This is a genomic window from Mucilaginibacter sp. (assembly GCF_028288105.1).
Lineage (GTDB): Bacteria > Bacteroidota > Bacteroidia > Sphingobacteriales > Sphingobacteriaceae > Mucilaginibacter.
Genome location: NZ_JAQBOI010000230.1, coordinates 22,825 through 40,814, shown reverse-complemented (window position 1 = coordinate 40,814; position 17,990 = coordinate 22,825). Strand labels below are relative to the sequence as shown.

The 17,990-nt window shown below is 42.5% G+C and carries 12 protein-coding genes; 7 read left to right on the top strand and 5 right to left on the bottom strand.

Translation table 11 applies throughout. The annotated features are described in order from the left end of the window. Positions 1-51: 51 nt before the first annotated feature. Both JWQ85_RS15790 and JWQ85_RS15785 read left to right on the top strand, forming a co-directional pair. Positions 52-1,068, top strand: coding sequence for a Gfo/Idh/MocA family oxidoreductase (locus JWQ85_RS15790; protein ID WP_299469671.1), 1,017 nt, complete (start codon positions 52-54; stop codon positions 1,066-1,068). Between the two features lie 31 nt (positions 1,069-1,099). Further along, complete coding sequence (locus JWQ85_RS15785; RefSeq protein WP_299469669.1) at positions 1,100-1,579, top strand: thioredoxin domain-containing protein; 480 nt, start codon at positions 1,100-1,102, stop codon at positions 1,577-1,579. A gap of 77 nt (positions 1,580-1,656) precedes the next feature. On the opposite strand, the gene JWQ85_RS15780 is transcribed toward JWQ85_RS15785, so the two are convergent. From JWQ85_RS15780 to JWQ85_RS15765, 4 genes are all read right to left on the bottom strand, one after another. Beyond that, positions 1,657-2,433, bottom strand: coding sequence for a succinate dehydrogenase/fumarate reductase iron-sulfur subunit (locus JWQ85_RS15780; RefSeq protein ID WP_367186224.1), 777 nt, complete (start codon positions 2,431-2,433; stop codon positions 1,657-1,659). 38 nt (positions 2,434-2,471) lie between these two features. Continuing rightward, entirely contained in the window at positions 2,472-2,837 is a 366-nt protein-coding gene (locus JWQ85_RS15775) for a four helix bundle protein (protein WP_299469665.1), read from the bottom strand. A gap of 83 nt (positions 2,838-2,920) precedes the next feature. Beyond that, on the bottom strand, positions 2,921-4,855 hold the full coding sequence (locus JWQ85_RS15770; protein ID WP_299469663.1) for a fumarate reductase/succinate dehydrogenase flavoprotein subunit: 1,935 nt from the start codon (positions 4,853-4,855) through the stop codon (positions 2,921-2,923). A gap of 29 nt (positions 4,856-4,884) precedes the next feature. Next, positions 4,885-5,664, bottom strand: a complete 780-nt coding sequence (locus JWQ85_RS15765) for a succinate dehydrogenase cytochrome b subunit (RefSeq protein WP_299469661.1) — start codon at positions 5,662-5,664, stop codon at positions 4,885-4,887. Between the two features lie 192 nt (positions 5,665-5,856). On the opposite strand from JWQ85_RS15765, the gene JWQ85_RS15760 reads away from it, so the two are divergent. The 5 genes from JWQ85_RS15760 to JWQ85_RS15740 all read left to right on the top strand — a co-directional run bounded on the left by JWQ85_RS15760 (position 5,857) and on the right by JWQ85_RS15740 (position 14,393). Beyond that, positions 5,857-9,099: a VIT domain-containing protein gene (locus tag JWQ85_RS15760; RefSeq protein WP_299469659.1), complete on the top strand. Its 3,243-nt coding sequence runs from the start codon at positions 5,857-5,859 to the stop codon at positions 9,097-9,099. A gap of 144 nt (positions 9,100-9,243) precedes the next feature. Further along, complete coding sequence (locus JWQ85_RS15755; RefSeq protein WP_299469657.1) at positions 9,244-10,848, top strand: DUF5597 domain-containing protein; 1,605 nt, start codon at positions 9,244-9,246, stop codon at positions 10,846-10,848. A 198-nt stretch (positions 10,849-11,046) separates the two neighbouring features. Beyond that, positions 11,047-11,490: a DUF4369 domain-containing protein gene (locus JWQ85_RS15750; RefSeq protein ID WP_299469655.1), complete on the top strand. Its 444-nt coding sequence runs from the start codon at positions 11,047-11,049 to the stop codon at positions 11,488-11,490. A 152-nt stretch (positions 11,491-11,642) separates the two neighbouring features. Continuing rightward, complete coding sequence (locus JWQ85_RS15745) at positions 11,643-12,191, top strand: thioredoxin family protein (RefSeq protein WP_299469653.1); 549 nt, start codon at positions 11,643-11,645, stop codon at positions 12,189-12,191. Positions 12,192-12,611: 420 nt separating this feature from the next. Then, positions 12,612-14,393, top strand: a complete 1,782-nt coding sequence (locus JWQ85_RS15740) for an ATP-binding protein (protein ID WP_299469651.1) — start codon at positions 12,612-12,614, stop codon at positions 14,391-14,393. A 678-nt stretch (positions 14,394-15,071) separates the two neighbouring features. Here the strand turns inward: JWQ85_RS15740 and JWQ85_RS15735 are convergent. Continuing rightward, positions 15,072-17,936, bottom strand: a complete 2,865-nt coding sequence (locus JWQ85_RS15735) for a triple tyrosine motif-containing protein (RefSeq protein WP_299469649.1) — start codon at positions 17,934-17,936, stop codon at positions 15,072-15,074. Between the last annotated feature and the right edge of the window lie 54 nt (positions 17,937-17,990).

Below are 17,990 nucleotides of genomic sequence, written 5' to 3'. Positions count from 1 at the left end.
TTATTTTAGATAATTTATGTTGATACCTGTTATTATGATAAATTTACCACCATGTCTGCACCAATAGTTACGGGCTTAATGGCCTATGGTATGTCGGGGCGTATTTTTCATGCGCCATTTATTAATACAAATCCGGGGTTTACCCTTAAGGCGATAGTTGAGCGCCACGAAAAAAAAGCGGTCAATATTTATCCCGATATCCTCAGCTATAACTCTATTGATGAGTTATTGAACGATGATGAGATAGAGCTGATCATTGTAAACACCCCCAGCAACCTGCATTTTGAACACGCCATGATGGCTATGAAAGCAGGCAAGCATGTATTACTCGAAAAACCGGCAGCCGCCACCTCGGCCGAGGTAAAGCAACTTTTTGATACCGCCCGCCAGCTAAACAAACACCTGATGGTTTACCAAAACCGCCGGTACGATAGCGGGTTTCTATCTACTAAAGAAGTAATTGAAAGCGGCCGGTTAGGTAATTTAATTGAGGTTACCTTCCGGATGGACAGGTATAAAGCAGCTATCGGTGTAAAATCTTTTAAAGAAACCAAAGGTGTACCTGCCGGCGGTTTGGTTTATGACCTGGGTGCACATTTAATAGATAATACCATAGCTTTATTTGGCAGGCCTTTATCATTCCATAAAACCACAGGTATTTATCGCGAAGGGTCTGAAGTGCCCGATTACTTCCATTACCATTTGATATACCCTAACCAACTAAATGTTTACTTAACATCGGGCTTGCAAATTGCGGGTGATACCCCCGGATTTTGGGTTAACGGCACCTTAGGAAGTTTTATTAAAAACCGCAGCGATGTACAGGAAGCACAGCTGAATAAAGGCATGATGCCTACCAACCCTGCATACGGAATAGAACCTGCCGGCAACGAAGGCCAGCTTACTATTGTAACTATTGATAACGAAAAACGCGTGGAGACTGTACCATCGGTTAAAGGCGACTATAACCAGATATTTGATGCGGTTTATCATACAATACGCAATAATGCGTTATACCCTGTAACTGAAGAACATATTGCCTGGCAGCTGGAATTGCTGGAAGCTTAAATGAAACAACACAATGCCTTATATAAAAGAAATGAAGCGATTAATTTTTGTTTTTACCCTGCTAATAGCCGCGGGGTGTTCAAACGCGCAAACTACACCACCCGTAATTGCACCCTATAAAATTTTAACCACCAAGGATGTTTATACTACGCCTGCCGATCTGAAAAAGGATAAACCGGTTATGCTTATCTATTTCGCACCGGATTGCGCCCATTGCCAAAAGCTTATAAATGACATGAAACCCGTTATGAAAAGCTTTAAAGATATCCAGGTGGTGATGATAACCTTTACCGATATAAAGATGGTAAAAAGCTTTCAGAACGATTATGGCCTTACTGCCTGGCCTAACTTCACTTTAGGCACCGAGGGATATACTTATACCGTTCAGAAATATTATCAGCTTAAACATACCCCATATATTGCCATTTACGATCATAAAGGCAAACTGGTACAGGCCTATGAAAAAGTGCCCGAAATAAAAGACCTAATCGCTACCGTTAAAAAGGCGTAATCAAACTACAAATAATAACAAAGCCCGGTTGCAATGCAGCCGGGCTTTGTTATATTGTAAGATCAGTATTATAAATATTACTCGCCGCCGCTATGGTCATGCGCGTGTTCTTCCCTAAATAGTTTGGCGCTGAAGAAATCATTATTCATGAAAGCTATATTGTTCAATGTAATTTCTTTAGGGCATTCTGCTTCGCAGGCGCCGGTGTTGGTACAGTTACCAAAACCTTCTGCATCCATTTGGGCAACCATGGCTTGCACACGGCTGTAACGCTCTGGCTGGCCTTGTGGTAATAAACCTAACTGGGTAATTTTTGCCGAAGTGAACAGCATTGCCGATGCATTTTTACATGCAGCAACACAAGCACCGCAACCAATACAAGTAGCCGAGTTGAAAGCCTCGTCGGCAATTACCTTAGGGATCGGCATCACATTGGCATCGGGTACGCCACCTGTATTTACAGATACATAACCACCAGCCTGTTGGATACGGTCGAAAGCAGAACGGTCTGTCGCCAAATCCTTCACTATCGGGAACGCTGCCGAACGCCATGGCTCTATAGTGATGGTTTCGCCATCGCTAAAGGTACGCATGTGTAACTGGCACGTTGTAATAGCCTTTTTAGGGCCGTGCGGATGGCCGTTAATATATAATGAGCAAGAGCCGCAAATACCTTCACGACAGTCATGATCAAAATAAATAGGCTCTTCATTTTTACGGGTAAGGCTTTCGTTCACCACGTCAAGCATTTCCAGGAACGACATATCCGGCGAAATATTTTCGGCCTTATAGGTCACAAACTTGCCCGGTGCTTGTGTATTTTTTTGGCGCCATACTTTCAGCGTCAGGTTCATGTGTCCACTCATCTTAATTAGATTTGAGATATGAGATTTTAGATTTGAGACGGTTTGTTTAACATCTGTTGAAATGCATAATTCATCTTTTGCAATTCTTCAATCTGTTGTAATAATCCATTCAGCAAATCGGTATTTAATAAACTTAACTTATTTGATATAACCAGTTGGGTTTGTACTTCGTACGATGAGCCATTGGCTATACCTAAAAAATTACAGAACTCTTTATTAGAATTTCTGCCAGCACCCTCTGCGATGTTTGAAGGAATAGAAACAGCTGCACGTCTTAACTGGCTTGTTAAACCAAAACGCTCATCATTTGGAAAATTTGAAGTGGCTTTGTAAACGTCTACTGCCAGATCCATTGCTTTGTTCCAAACTTTCAGTTCCTTCAGATTATGCATCTTATTAGATGTTAGATATGAGACGTGAGATTTGAGAAAAGAACATTGCAGTCTCAAATCTCATATCTAACGTCTCAAATCTCCTACTTATAACTACGTTGTGTTAACTTAACATTTTCAAAAATCAGCTCCTCTTTGTGCAGCACTTCTTCCTGGTTTTCGCCGGTAAATTCCCATGCCGATACAAAAGCAAAGTTATCGTCATCGCGTAAGGCTTCGCCTTCTTCTGTTTGCGATTCCAGACGGAAGTGACCACCACATGATTCGCGACGGTTTAATGCGTCGGTAACCATCAGCTCACCAAGCTCTATAAAGTCTGCTACACGGCCGGCTCTTTCAAGGGCTGCGTTCACTTCATCATTTTCGCCGGTTACAATAGCGTTCTTCCAAAAATCAGCTTTTAGTTCTTTGATAAGTCCTTTTGCTTTGGTCAAACCTTCTTCGGTACGTGCCATACCACAGTATTCCCACATAATGTGGCCCAGTTCGCGGTGGTATTCAACAACTGTTTTATTTCCTTTTAAGGCAAGCAGTTTGTTGTTGTAAGCAATCACATCCTGTTTAGTTTGTTCAAAAGCAGGGTGGTTAGTATCAACCTTTTTAGGGCCTATAGTAGCCAGGTAATCGCCCAAAGTGTAAGGGATAACAAAGTAACCGTCAGATAAGCCCTGCATCAATGCTGATGCACCAAGTCGGTTTGCGCCGTGGTCGCTAAAATTACATTCGCCCATGGCATATAATCCCGGTACGTTTGTGCTTAAGTTATAATCAACCCAAAGGCCGCCCATGGTATAGTGTACCGCAGGGTAAATACGCATTGGCTGCTTGTACGGGTTCTCGTCCGTAATTTGCAGGTACATGTCAAATAAGTTACCATATTTAGCACGTACGGTATCTTCACCTAAACGTTGTATGGCCTCGGCAAAATCAAGATAAACAGCTAAACCTGTAGTACCTACACCTTTGCCCTCATCAGACATTTCTTTGGCGTTACGTGAAGCCACATCGCGTGGAACAAGGTTACCGAATGATGGGTATTTTCTTTCCAGGAAGTAATCTCTATCCTCTTCCTTAACCTGCGAAGCGGTGATCTCCTTCTTTTGAAGTTTTTGTGCTGTTTCAACCGTTTTAGGCGCCCAAACACGGCCATCGTTACGTAACGATTCAGACATCAGCGTAAGCTTGCTCTGATGATCGCCGGTAACCGGGATACAGGTCGGGTGAATTTGTGTATAGCAAGGATTAGCAAAGTAAGCACCACGTTTGTGGGCTCTCCACGCTGCCGTTACATTACTACCAATAGCATTTGTAGACAGATAGAAAACGTTACCATAACCACCTGTTGCCAATAATACTGCATGCCCGGCATGCGTTTCAATCTCGCCGGTTTTTAAGTTACGGGTAACAATACCTTTGGCATGGCCGTCAACAACAACCACGTCCAGCATCTCGGTACGGGTGTACATTTTTACTTTGCCAAGATGGATCTGGCGGTTTAATGCCGAATAAGCACCTAACAATAATTGCTGGCCTGTTTGGCCACGCGCGTAAAACGTACGTGATACCTGCGAACCACCGAATGAACGGTTATCCAGCAAGCCGCCGTATTCGCGGGCAAACGGTACGCCTTGCGCAACACACTGGTCAATAATATTTACAGATACCTCGGCAAGGCGGTAAACGTTGCCTTCGCGGGCGCGGTAATCACCACCTTTAATAGTATCGTAGAACAAGCGATAAACGCTATCGCCATCGTTTTGATAATTTTTTGCGGCGTTTATACCACCCTGTGCAGCAATAGAGTGCGCACGGCGCGGGCTATCCTGAAAGCAGAATGACTTAACGTTGTAACCAAGCTCGGCCAGTGATGCCGCTGCAGATGCACCGGCTAAACCTGTACCTACAACAATAACATCGTACTTACGCTTATTGGAGGGGTTAACCAGCTTTAAGTTAAATTTATGCTTGCTCCATTTTTCGGCTAATGGGCCTTGCGGAATTTTAGCATCTAAACTCATTTTCAAATATTTTATTTAAAGCGTAAAATCTATAAACTCTTGATATAATATATAATTGGCATCAGGGCAAAGCCTATTGGTATAATTACCGCGAACAGCCATGTGCCAAAGAAATAAATAATAGGCTTGTACTTACGATGTACCCAACCCAGCGTATGGAACGCGCTTTGAAAACCATGCAGCAAGTGGAACGATACCGCGCCCATTGCTATAACATAGAATGCCACATACCATAATTCGCCAAAGCTGCTTTGTACACGCGCATGCAAATCTTTCACACGTACTATTTCTACATTGTTCTCTGTAGATATCGACCTTTCAAAATCAGCCACCTCTGGTTTGTAGTCAGACACTGTGGTTTCGTTGGTAGCCAAATTGGTGCGGTATTCTTTAAAGCCTAAAATGTTGTTATACTTATAGGTAAACCAAAAATCGCCCATGTGTATCACAATGAACAATAGCAGGATAGAACCCAGCAAGCCCATGTTTTTTGATGACCATGATGCCGGAGACTTTGTTTGTACGGCATAACCTACCGGCCTTGCCCTGCGGTTTTTAATAGTTAACACCAAGGCATAAACAGAATGCACTATTATAGAAAGATATAACAGGTAAGCTATAACCTCGATAGGAGGAAAATGCGTTAAGAAGTTTGCGTAGCTATTAAATGCAAAGCCCTGGTCGTTCTTAAATAATAAAAGGTTACCACCAAGGTGCACAATTAGGAAAGTACACAAAAACAAGCCTGTTAAAGCCATTATCAGCTTTTTTCCCAGTGATGAGTTAAAGGTTTGTTTAAATTCGCTCATTATTGATCAGATTTATTTAGGCAAAAGTACCAAAAGATAGAAATGCTTTTGGCTTAAAGGAGCGATTATAGTTATTTAGAAACAGTCTAAGCAAACCTGCTTTTGACACTTCCGTTTCCGGCTCGTCATTTTTTTAATTATTTTTATGGAATGCGTTTATTTCCTGCATCTCAGTAGGAAATAACCAACACCATGAAAAAACCAAACCTTACCCTGTTATCTGTATTTGCGCTGTTGGCCTTTCAAATACAGGCTGTATTTGCACAAGCGCCACAATTAACTGTTGATGGAAAAAGCAACAACGGTATTACCTTAAAAGAGTTAAGGATAGATGTTACCATATATGGTAACATAAGCCGTACCGCCTGGCAAATGACATTTTATAACTCCACATCGCGGGTTTTAGAAGGGACGCTGACCTTTTCGCTTAAGGATGGCATTAACGTAAACCGGTATGCTTTAGATATTAATGGTAAAATGCGCGAAGCAGTGGCGGTTGACAGGGGTAAAGGTACCGCCGTTTTTGAATCAATAGAACGCAGGGGCGTTGACCCGGGCTTGCTGGAAAAAGTGGCCGGTAATAGCTTCCGTACCCGCATATACCCTATTAACCCCAAAAGTACGCGTACGGTAATTATTGGGTACGATGAGGAGATCCCCTTAGGAACAGACGGGAACCTGAAATTTGCATTGCCACTGAACCTGAAAGACACGGTTCAAAAGTTTCGGCTAAATGCAAGTGTTGTGCAAAGTACCCTGGCGCCAATAACCGAGGGCAGTAATGGCGACGATCTTAAATTCGACAAACATCAGAACACCTACTCGGCAAGTATCGAAAAGATAAATTATGTGGCCGATCATTCCCTGTCATTCTCCATTCCAAGACCTGCAGATGCAAGCGAAGTAATGTTGCAAATGCAAGGCAACAAGTATTATTACTTTATAAACACCATTATACCGGCAAAAGAAATTAAAAAGCCACTACCACGCCGCATAGGTTTATTATGGGATGCATCGCTTAGCGGTACCAACCGGAACATTGACAAGGAACTGAACCCTTTAACGCATTACGCCGAACAGGTTGGTGATGCTCGGGTTACGCTGATAACTTTTAGCAATAAGGTTTTAAAGACCCGGGAATATTCTATTAAAAATGATTGGAAAACATTAAAGGCCGACCTTAAAAACATAACATACGACGGCGCTACCGATCTTGGAAAAATAGACCTTTCCAAATATAATGTGGATGAATTTTTATTGCTGAGCGACGGGCATCAAACCTTTGGCGAAAGCTCCTTAAAGCTCTACAAAACCCCTGTGTATTGCATTAACTCATCGGCCACTGCCGATTATAGTAATTTAAAACAGATCGCGTTAAAATCCGGCGGAGAGGTAATTGACCTTAACGTTGTATCTATTGAAAAAGCACTCGAAAGTTTAATGACCGAGCCGCTACGCTTTTTAGGCATAAAGGATAAGTCATCAACAGAAGATAATTACCCATCTATTCCCGTTACGGTAAACGGGACGTTTTCTTTAGCCGGTATTACGCGCAACCCAAATCAAACCATCACTTTACAATTTGGCTATGGCAACAAAGTGAGTTACGAAAAACAGGTTGTTATCGGTCTGCAAAAAAACGCCGTAGAAAACATTGATGTAGCCAAACTATGGGCGCAAAAAAAGATAACCGAATTAGATATTAACTATAGCCCCAACAGGCAAGCTATTGAATCGTTAGGGAAACGGTTTGGTATTGTAACCCGCAATACATCATTAATTGTGTTAGAAACCGTGAACGATTATATACAATACGATGTTGAACCACCTGCCGAGCTTAGGCAGCAATACGATGCGATATTGAAACAAAGGGGGCGCGATAATACCCAGGCCAAGAGAGAAAACCTCACTAATGCCCGGCAAACTATGCTGGAGTTAACCAAATGGTGGAATCAGGATAACAAACACAAAAAAAGATCTGCTAAAAATAAAGCAAGGACAATTACAGCAGACTCAAATGCAGATATAAGAATTGACGAACCTGTAGGCAGCGCCGATGTTAGGCAGGTAGTTGAGGAACGGGAAGTTGCAGTAACAAACCCGGCGGCCAGCCCGGCCATGCTAAACGAAGTTGTGGTAACAGGTTATGCTTCGCAAAGAAAGACGGCAACTACAGGCTCGGTTACAACAGTTAATATCAATAATGTGCTTGCCGGCAGGGTTGCAGGGCTTAGGGTAACGCAAGCTTCGTCGGGCATAGCTACTATTCCTGTTCTCCTTCGCGGCACAAGTATCAATGCAAGCCCCGGCCCCCCTTTATATGTGGTAGATGGCGTTGTAAAGAACGATATTGCAAATATTAATCAGGCAGATATCGCGTCAATAAATGTTTTGAAGGATAATGCCGGAACTGCTATATATGGCTCAAGAGCAGCCAACGGCGTAATTATAGTGACCACCAAAAATGGCCGTCCGACAAATGCCGATACTATCTCCAGTAACATAACCCAAAAAGAAGGAATTAACATTACGTACCAACAAGCCGACGCCGATTATATTAAACTGATACAACAAACAGACAAAGCAAGCCAATACCAAAAATATCTGGAATTAAGGCACTCCAACTATGGCAACCCTGTTTATTATTTTGATGTGGCCAATTATTTTATAAAAACAGGCAACAAAGAATTGGGCATTCGTATTTTAAGTAACCTGGCCGAATTAGACCTGGATAGCTATGAGCTTTATCGCATGCTGGGTTACAAATTTAAACAGCTGGGCGAATTTGAAAGCGAGGTGTTCGCATTTAAAAAGATCACCGAATTGCGGCCGCTCGACCCGCAAAGTTACCGGGACTATGGCCTGGCGCTGGAAGATGCCGGCAAACACCAACAAGCGTTAGATATCCTTTACAATACCATGATCAAAAGCTACTCGGCCGAAGCAGATGAGTTATACGATGGGATGCAGGAAGTAATGCTGCCCGAGATAAACAGGATAATAGCTTTAAACCGGGGTAAAGTAAATATTACAGCTATTTCTAAAAAAGTGATAAAAGCGCTACCGGCAGATATTCGTATTGTAATGGACTGGAATATGAACAATACCGATATTGACCTTTGGGTAACCGACCCAAATAACGAGAAATGTTTTTACAGCCATAAAAGCACCGAAATTGGCGGTCGTATTTCTGACGATATGACCCAGGGGTTTGGTCCCGAGCAATTTTTACTTAAAAAAGCGATCAAAGGCACTTATAAAATAGAGATCAATTTTTACGGCGACAGGCAAGCCACCATTTCAGGCCCAACAACCATAATGGCCGAGTTATACACCCATTATGGAACTCCGCAAGAAAAGAAGGAACTCATTGTATTACAAATGCAAAAAGGAGCTGAAGGTGCAGTATACATAGGCGATCTTGATTTTAAGTAGGCACAAAACAATTATGAACAAAAGCCTTTTGGATAAGATCTGAAAGGCTTTTGTATTAACAGATCCCGTCCAAACTTTTATTTTTTATAACCTCTACAAAATCAACCAATCTCTGTTAAATTTAACGCAACCAAATTAACCGTAATGAAGACAGTAATTATATGCGTTGCAATGTTGTTTGTACAGCTTAGCACTTTTGCACAATCCAATAATAACCCATTGCCCCGTATTATAAATAAAAATGGCCGCCATCAGTTACTGGTTGGTGGTAAACCTTTCTTGATTTTGGGTGGCCAAGCGCATAATTCGAGTGCGTGGCCCGGCATGATGCCCAATGTTTGGGCCGCTATTAAACAGATGCATGCCAACACGCTCGAAGTACCCGTTTACTGGGAGCAAATTGAAGCTCAACAAGGCAAGTTTGATTTTTCGATAGTTGATACACTGCTTGCCCAGGCAAGGGTGCGCCAGGTTAGGCTGGTATTGTTATGGTTTGCTACCTGGAAAAACGGCAGTAATCATTACATGCCCCAATGGATGAAACTGGAAGCCGGCAAATATCCCAACATACAAAACCGGGATGGCAAACCGATCGACTCCCCTTCGCCCCATATTGAAGCTACACTAAATGCCGATATTAACGCCTTTACTAAACTGATGGGTTACCTTAAAAAGGCAGACCCGCAGCATACGGTAATTATGGTTCAGGTAGAAAATGAGCCCGGCTCATGGGATACGGTAAGAGACTATTCGCCGCTTGCTCAAAAACTATTTGATGGGCAGGTACCGCCCGAGCTGTTAAAACCTGAACTGCTTAAAGCCATGAACGTAAACGCTGTTACCAATGGTACATGGCAAAAGGTATTTGGCGATAGGGCCGATGAGTACTTCCAGGCATGGTCAATTGCCCGCTTCATTGGGAAGGTTGCTGCTGCCGGTAAGGCCGTTTATCCTTTACCACTGTATGTAAATGCAGCCCTGCGCGACCCGTTGACCAACCCCAAAGCATCGAGCTATGAAAGTGGAGGCCCTACAGATAACGTGATCCCGATCTGGAAGATAGCCGCACCGGCTATAGATTTACTGGCACCTGATATTTACCTGTCTGGTAGCGAAAAAGTATTAAAGGTATTAGACCTGTACGATAGGCCCGATAACACGCTTTTTGTGCCCGAAGCCGGTTTCAATAAAGAAAATGCAAAATACATATATGATGTTATTGCCCGTGGCGGCATCGGCTTTTCTCCATTTGGGATAGATCGCAATGCGGAAGATCCTGAATCTGCAGAAAGCAAAGATCGTTACGTGCCCTACGCAACCTCATATGCGCTAATCAAAACCATGATGCTCGAGCTGGCACAATGGGGTTTTGAAGGCAAAATAAAAGCCGTGGTAGAACATGAAGACCAGGCAGACCAAACCGTTGACCTGGGCCAATGGAAAGCAACCGTAACTTTTGGTACTGGTAGAGGCGGTACAACAAAAAATACTCCCCCAAACGGGAAAGCCATGATTGTAAAGCTGAGCGAAAACAGTTTTGTGCTGATAGGTACCAATTGCCATATAGCCTTTGCCCCTGCAGGCAACCAGGAAGGTAAGGCATGGCAGTATTTAAAGGTAGAGGAAGGCAAGTACCAGAATGGTATATTCAAACCCCTCCGTATTCTTAATGGTGATGAAACGGATTGGAAGGGCCCGAACTTTGGCGACCTGCCTACTGTTTTGCAATGCACGGTAATTACGCGTTAGTCAATTATAGTGCCCATTATAACAGCTTTCGACAGGTAACAGTCTTCCTAACCGGGGGGGGGCATTTTTTGGCATGAAACGGGCGCTTATGGCATGACAGGCAGGCATTCTAATCAGCCCAATAACACATTTATAAACCAATACCAATATTTATAATCGGATAAATTTTATAATTTCGGGCACCTTTCACAATTAATTATGAGATACTATTACCTTATCGCTTTAGCTTTATTATTAACCGCCTGTAATAAAATACCCAAAGTAGAATTAAACTTTAAAGCCGCCGGGATAAAAGCCGGCACTATTATATTAACCCAATTCAAGGAAACATTACTAAGCCAGAATATTAAAGACGGCGCAGCCACCATCAGCAAACCCATACAAGCGCCGGGATATTACGACATTACAGTTATTGATAATGATAAGCCCCTAAATTCAAAAACCACTTTTAATATTTATCTGGAGAATGGGAGCTATACTATTGACCTTAAACCCGATACTAAAGCAGGATACCCTACAATAACATCCGGGTCAAAAGTACAGCAGCAACTTCTGATTATTATAAAATTGAAAACGAAATTGCCGGAGATCTTAACCGCACTATCGATTCATCGCTTAATTATCTCGATTCAAAGGAAATAAGCACACTATCAAAGAAGGCACACTCGGCCCTTATTACAAAAACACGTGGTTACCAAATTGAAAGACGGAAATTAGAGCCAAAAATTTTAGATGCCTACGTAACCAAACACCCCAATAATGTAGTTGCCGCACATATAATGGGGCAACAATTTATGGATGAGTATCCTGTTGAGTACAATAACGTTTTTAAAAAACTGACCGCTGAAGCTAAAGCAACCGAAGACGGGCAAAAAGTAACTGACAAACTAAGCATATTGGTTAAATTGTTACCGGGATCGGAAGCTCCTGAGATTGCCGGTATCACCCCGGATGGAAAAGCATTTGATAAACGATCTATAAAAGCAAAAGTTATACTGGTGGAGTTTTGGGTATCAAATAGTCAGTTAAGCCAAATGAACCATTCCAAAATACTAAACGGCCTTATCATCGGCGATAGCGATAAAAAGAACTTCGGGGTGGTAAGCATTTCTACAGATAAAGATCAGGATATATGGAAGCGGGCAATAAAAACAAGCAACCTAAACTGGCCGCAAGTAGCCGACTTTAAAGGCGATACATCGCCAAACGTGGCTAATTGGAAAATAACCGCAGTACCCAGCTATTTTTTAGTTGACAGCAAATGGCGAATAATAAAACCCAATATTGATATCGCTGCTGTAGACGATGAAGTGCATAATTACCTGCTGCATCCTGCTAAATAGTAAGGATTGCAATTAAGCTGACCCTTAATGAATGTCTTTTATCTGTCAAACTCAATTAATTAGGCAACAGCGAAAACCCTCCGCTACACCTGCCTATAGGTAAAGACGCTGTAGCATCTTCAGGACCAAAATGGAACAAACGGAAAAGGAGGTTGCTGAATGGGAAACGGTATCAGGCAGCACAGATCACGACGTTAAATAATTTGAAACCGAATATCTGCGGCGAGGGTATTTTTCTTGTTTGGATAACAAATTTTAAACACTATCTTCGATTTACCCTCGTTGATCGTGTGTGGAAGGGTTCCCCGATTAATTCAAACCGAAAGGCAAGCGAGGCTTATCCAACGGGTAGGTTTAGATCGGCATCTGTGTTCAGGATATCTAAACCTTATTATATTTGCTATTATACTTCCGCTACCTATGTTTGTTGCCGATCAAGTTGTTAGCCACTATAACCGTGTATTTAAAAAACAAAGGGGAATACTCGAACGTACCCGTGTAGGGATACTGGCCGTCTGCCTGTTAACCTATATTGGTTTAACGGCCGCCCTGTTGATCCTGTACCTGTTCCAGGAGCATAATTTCCTGCTTACAAGGATGGCTGTTTTCCTGGGGCTCTTCATCGCCGGTCTTGCTTTGCTCCTGTTCCGCCGGCCCTGGGGGCTGGCCGGGCATTTCTTTATCATTTGCCTTACGCTGATGATCTGGTCCGGCATACTGCTATTCCGCCAGAGCGTCAATGTCGCGACAGCCGAAACGGTGCTACTGGTTGTGTGCGGCGGTTATTATATTCTTGGCAGCAAGTGGGGCACCTTTTATTCGCTGCTCAATATCGCACCAATCATAGGCTATGTCATCCTAGATGATTATGTAGGGTTTTCGCTGCCCACTCAGCGCCTCCAGATCAATCATCATGGGTATATGCTGGGGATGACCTCCAATTTTTTGCTCCTGCTGTATATCCATTATGCTTTTTTTCGGGCCTTTAAAAAATCGCAACTTAAGGAGATCGAACTGCGGAACGATCTGCAAAAAGCCCTGGCCGCAGAACGGGAACAGGCGGCCGCCAAAACCAATTTCCTGTCAACCATGTCACATGAGCTGCGCACCCCGCTGAACGCAGTGATTGGCATGACCCATATCCTACATATGGAAGGCCCCCGGCCCGATCAGCTCGAACACCTGGATATTCTACGATTCGCGGCCAATAACCTGATGGTCACAGTAAACGACATCCTGGATTTCAATAAAATTGATAGCGACGCCGTGGTGTTGGACAACCGGCCATTCCACCTGGCAGAACTACTTAATAATGTTTGCGGCTCCTTCAAGGCCAGGGCTACGGAAAAGGGAATAGAATTTTCCTGTAACATTGACCCAGAGATCAACGACATGACCATGCTGGGTGATCCCGACCGTTTAACCAGTATCCTGTTCAACCTGATAGGCAACGCGGTTAAGTTTACCAACGCCGGTCATGTAGGAATAGAAGCGCGACTGCTTAGCAAAACCGAAACAACGGCCAGCCTGCGTTTGCAGGTGGAAGATACCGGTATTGGGATTCCGCTGGACCGGCAGGACTTGATCTTTCAACCTTTTACACAGGTGATGTCGCACACCAACCGCCAGTACCACGGAACAGGCCTGGGTTTGACCATCGCTTACCGGCTGCTCCAACTGCACAACAGCCGGCTGGAACTAAACAGCGCAGAAGGCATAGGTACCACTTTCAGCTTTGAGCTGACCTACCCGCTGGCAGAACCAGCGGAGAAAGAACCTGCGGCAAACGAGCCGGCTACAGCACCCATGCTTCGTCTCCGTATCTTGGTGGCCGAGGATGAGCCGATCAACATACTGGTCATCACCAAGATCCTCAGCAAATGGGGTATAGTTCCTGAGGTGGCCGTTAACGGCAGAGAGGCTGTAGATATCATGATAATGCAGGATTTTGATGTTGTGTTGATGGATATCAATATGCCTGTAATGGACGGGCTCGAAGCCTCAAAGATGATCAAAACCCTGCCCGACCGCAAAAAAGCGGCGACGCCGATAATAGCGGTAACCGCATCAATAGGAACGGCTGTGGAGCAGATCAACGATTTCCCTTATATTGACGACTGCCTGCTCAAACCTTTTAAGCCGGGTGATTTGCTGGAAAAGCTTCAAAAGCTGGAGACCGGACGAAATAACGTTATTGGTTGATAGCTGATGGTTTGGAGATTGAAGATCCAAATCAATTTTGGGCAATTTCGGAAAGTCCGACGAGAATATATTATAATTTATTATTCCGGATTCAAATTTGCAGCAGATCGATAAAGATTAATGTTTAAAGAAGAATCCCTCGTTTTAAAATAAACCACTTTAACATGTAAAGGAGGAAAATATTATTCTGACTGTTACGATTGAGCGAAAAATATAAATTAAGATACTGGCATAATACATAATCCCCGGTTCGCGAATTGAGGATTATGTATTATATCTGTGTATGAAAGCTCTAAGAAACTTCTGCTTCAGTAATGCCATTGCATCCGGCTTAATTTGCAGATATACCATACAAGGAGTTATTGTTGATATAATGCCCATAAATCCACATTATCGGATTTAGCAATCATTGGTATGTAGAAGGATTTGAGAATGCCATTAAATATGTTTTGGATGAACAAGCCACTATCCAAATCTTTTCACTACCGTAAAGGAGTGAATAAAGACACGTATACTGCTTTGCCAATTAATCGTGCTGACATTGCTTAACGATGGAATGTTCCGGCAAATTTGATCTTATTCCGTGGACGGATTGGCAACGAGAGGTTATACAATAAAATATTTTTCCAACTTTTGTAAAGTTTCAATGCCGATATAACACCTGTAATATTGGGGCTTCTATCGCATTAACTCTCTTTGAATATTGAATAAAAATTCAAAGAGATTCATTTCTGTTGGCATTTGCAGTTTTTTACGGAGGCGGTAACGGCTTATTTCTACCCCACGTACAGATATGGCCATCATCTGGGCGATCTCTTTACTGGAGAGGTTCATGATAAGGTAAGCACAAAGTTTTAATTCCTGCTGGTTAATACTTGGGTAGCGGTCCTTTATAATTGTTAGAAAGCCCGAATGCACTTTGTCAAAATGGATGGAAAACTGCTCCCATTCCTCGTTTATCTTATTTTCTCCTGCTAATAGACGTAGTATCTTTTTGATCTCGCTGGTCTCCACCATATCCTTGCCCGATTTTTGAAGATGCTGCAATTCGTCTTTAACCTTAAGTAAAAACTCCCTTTTTTGTACCAGGTTCAATGCCGATGATGCCAGCTCAGATGTTTTAAATTCTATCTCGGACTGCAGCATTTCATTTTTAAGCTTCACCACTTCTTTTTCAGACCGTTCCAGTTCTAACTGATGCAGGTAGGCAATTTGCTTTTGTTCCTCTTCGTTTTTTTGCTGTTGACTAAGCAGCTCTTTTTGCTGCTTGATAATATGGCGTTTCTCCTGCAGTTTATATAAATAATATAATATCCCCGCAATAACCATCAGGTATAAAATATAAGCCAATATTGATTGGTACCACGGCGGATTGATGTTGAAAGCATAGCATGCCACCGCCGATTCGTTGTTTTGATGGTTACGTGCTTTTACTTTAAATGTGTAATTACCTGCCGGTAAATTCGTGTAATCCTTTTCTGATCTTTTTGACCACTCAGACCATTCTTTATCAAAACCCTCTAATAAATAGCTGTACTCGGCATTTGATTGCTCCTCAAAAATTGGCGAGGAGTATTCAAATTGCAATGAACTCCAGGTATATCCAAGTGTTAATGTATTACTGGCCATTTGTTTACCATCATCATTAACATAGGTAAAATATCCTCCATAAAGTACGCTGTCGGTAGTTGAGGTGGCCTTAACCTTACGAATATACACCTTTAAAGGATGTATGTTTTGTTTGTATTTGGCGTAATTGATGTGATAAAAGCCGTTTTCGCTTCCTACAAATACATTGTTGGCGTTTATGGGATAAACGTTTTCAAAACCGCTGAGTATCCGGTTGTTTAACTCGGGAAAATTAATAATAGTTGGGCCCGCAGTGTAATCAACCACGCCCAGGCTTTTACCCTGTACAAACCAGATGTTACCTGCTGTGTCTTCTTGCAGGTATCTTAAACTTCTGTCACCGAATATCTTCTTGAACTGTGCCGATGGCTTAAAGCGATCTGTTTGAACATCGTATTTATAAATGCCTTTTTCAGTAGCTATTACAACTTTACCTTTTACTTTAAATACAAAATTATTCAGGTTGGAAGGTAAGCCCTGTTTCATAGTGTACGTTTTAACCTGGTTATTATCAGCATTTAATTTATAAACCCCGCGATACGGGTGCGAGGTCCAGATAATGTTATCATCATCTACCTGCAGGAACCGGGCCGATTCATAATATTTGCCCACACTGCCTTTATCAGTTATCGCGTTGCCGTTGTGTTCAAACAAACGCACACCATAATAACTCCCGGCAGCTATAAGCGTGGTGCCCGCCTTGTTTTTTAATGATTTAAAGGTCCAAAAGCCGGTACTATTGTAAACAGTCGAAAGCTTATCACCTAAAACGTCAAAGATACCATCGTCTCGGCCGGCCAGTAAATGCCCGTCAACAACGGCCATATTCCATGTTTGCCCTTCCGCAATCATTTTAAAATTACTTTCTAGATAACTCAAGTCGCCAGCGCTATTTACCGGCAGCTTGTACGCTCCGTTAGACAATGCAAAGTATAGGTTGTTTTTATATAACGCAGTCGAGAATCCCCCGCCATCTTTAAATATCAATGGATTGATATGTTTAACAGCATTGTTATAGGCAATAAAATCTATTCCGTTATCAAGACCCAACCAAATGTTATGGTTTGCATCTGCATACATACAGCGTACATTAATATTTTGCAGGCCTTCTTTTTTGCCAATGTTTTCTATCACATTCCCCTTCTTATCTATCTGATAAATACCGTTAATGTATGTGCTCACCAGGTAAGTGCTATCGTCAAGTGCGGTAGCAGCCGAAAAATGCTGATGATTATTAATACCTAAACCGGTAAGGTTAAAATATTTAAGTTTATTTCCGGTTAACAGGTACAAGCCGTCTTTGGCACTTGTAACCAGGCTTGAGGTATTATTGAATTTAGATACAGAGGTGATGTAAAAACCATTAGGCAGGTCTTTTTTATCTATAAACGGATGCCATTGGTTATTGGCGTAAGTTAGCACACCTTTTTGCTCGTCGTGTGCTATTAGTTTGCCCTGGTACGTACCCAGGAACAGCCATGAGTGGGAGTGATAAACGGTTATTTTATTATTGCTATACTTAATTATCTTATCGTGCGAACGGAAAAACACTTCATTGCCGCGGCATGCAATATCCCATATATCAGAAAATTCCTGGTCGGCTTTCAGGATAAGGTTTTTTAACGATGTAAAAATAAGCTGGCCGTTTTTGGCCGGTGAAAAGTAACCTATCTCATCCTGCCCGCCTACGTAAAGTCTTTTATCGCTGCCAAACTCAAGCGAGCGTACAATGGTTTTGTTGGGTAAGGGATATAACTGCCAGTACGAACCATCAAAAACCAACACTCCTTCGTTATTGGCAAAGTAAATACGGCCCTGTGCATCCTGGCGTATTTTCCAGTTTTGTGTGCCTGCGTTATACTGCCTTTTCTCGTAGTTCACTGTTTTGCGCTGGCCAATAAAATTTTGCGCCATAGCATTTTGCATGCATACGAATAATAAAACAGAGAGTAAAATTCTTAAAAACAA

Coding starts and splice junctions, on each gene's coding strand:
- JWQ85_RS15785 (WP_299469669.1), top strand. CDS start 1,100: ATGAAGCGATTAATTTTTGTTTTTACCCTGCTAATAGCCGCGGGGTGT.
- JWQ85_RS15770 (WP_299469663.1), bottom strand. CDS start 4,855: ATGAGTTTAGATGCTAAAATTCCGCAAGGCCCATTAGCCGAAAAATGG.
- JWQ85_RS15745 (WP_299469653.1), top strand. CDS start 11,643: ATGGATGAGTATCCTGTTGAGTACAATAACGTTTTTAAAAAACTGACC.
- JWQ85_RS15740 (WP_299469651.1), top strand. CDS start 12,612: ATGTTTGTTGCCGATCAAGTTGTTAGCCACTATAACCGTGTATTTAAA.
- JWQ85_RS15765 (WP_299469661.1), bottom strand. CDS start 5,664: ATGAGCGAATTTAAACAAACCTTTAACTCATCACTGGGAAAAAAGCTG.
- JWQ85_RS15760 (WP_299469659.1), top strand. CDS start 5,857: ATGAAAAAACCAAACCTTACCCTGTTATCTGTATTTGCGCTGTTGGCC.
- JWQ85_RS15790 (WP_299469671.1), top strand. CDS start 52: ATGTCTGCACCAATAGTTACGGGCTTAATGGCCTATGGTATGTCGGGG.
- JWQ85_RS15780 (WP_367186224.1), bottom strand. CDS start 2,433: ATGAACCTGACGCTGAAAGTATGGCGCCAAAAAAATACACAAGCACCG.
- JWQ85_RS15735 (WP_299469649.1), bottom strand. CDS start 17,936: ATGGCGCAAAATTTTATTGGCCAGCGCAAAACAGTGAACTACGAGAAA.
- JWQ85_RS15775 (WP_299469665.1), bottom strand. CDS start 2,837: ATGCATAATCTGAAGGAACTGAAAGTTTGGAACAAAGCAATGGATCTG.
- JWQ85_RS15755 (WP_299469657.1), top strand. CDS start 9,244: ATGAAGACAGTAATTATATGCGTTGCAATGTTGTTTGTACAGCTTAGC.
- JWQ85_RS15750 (WP_299469655.1), top strand. CDS start 11,047: ATGAGATACTATTACCTTATCGCTTTAGCTTTATTATTAACCGCCTGT.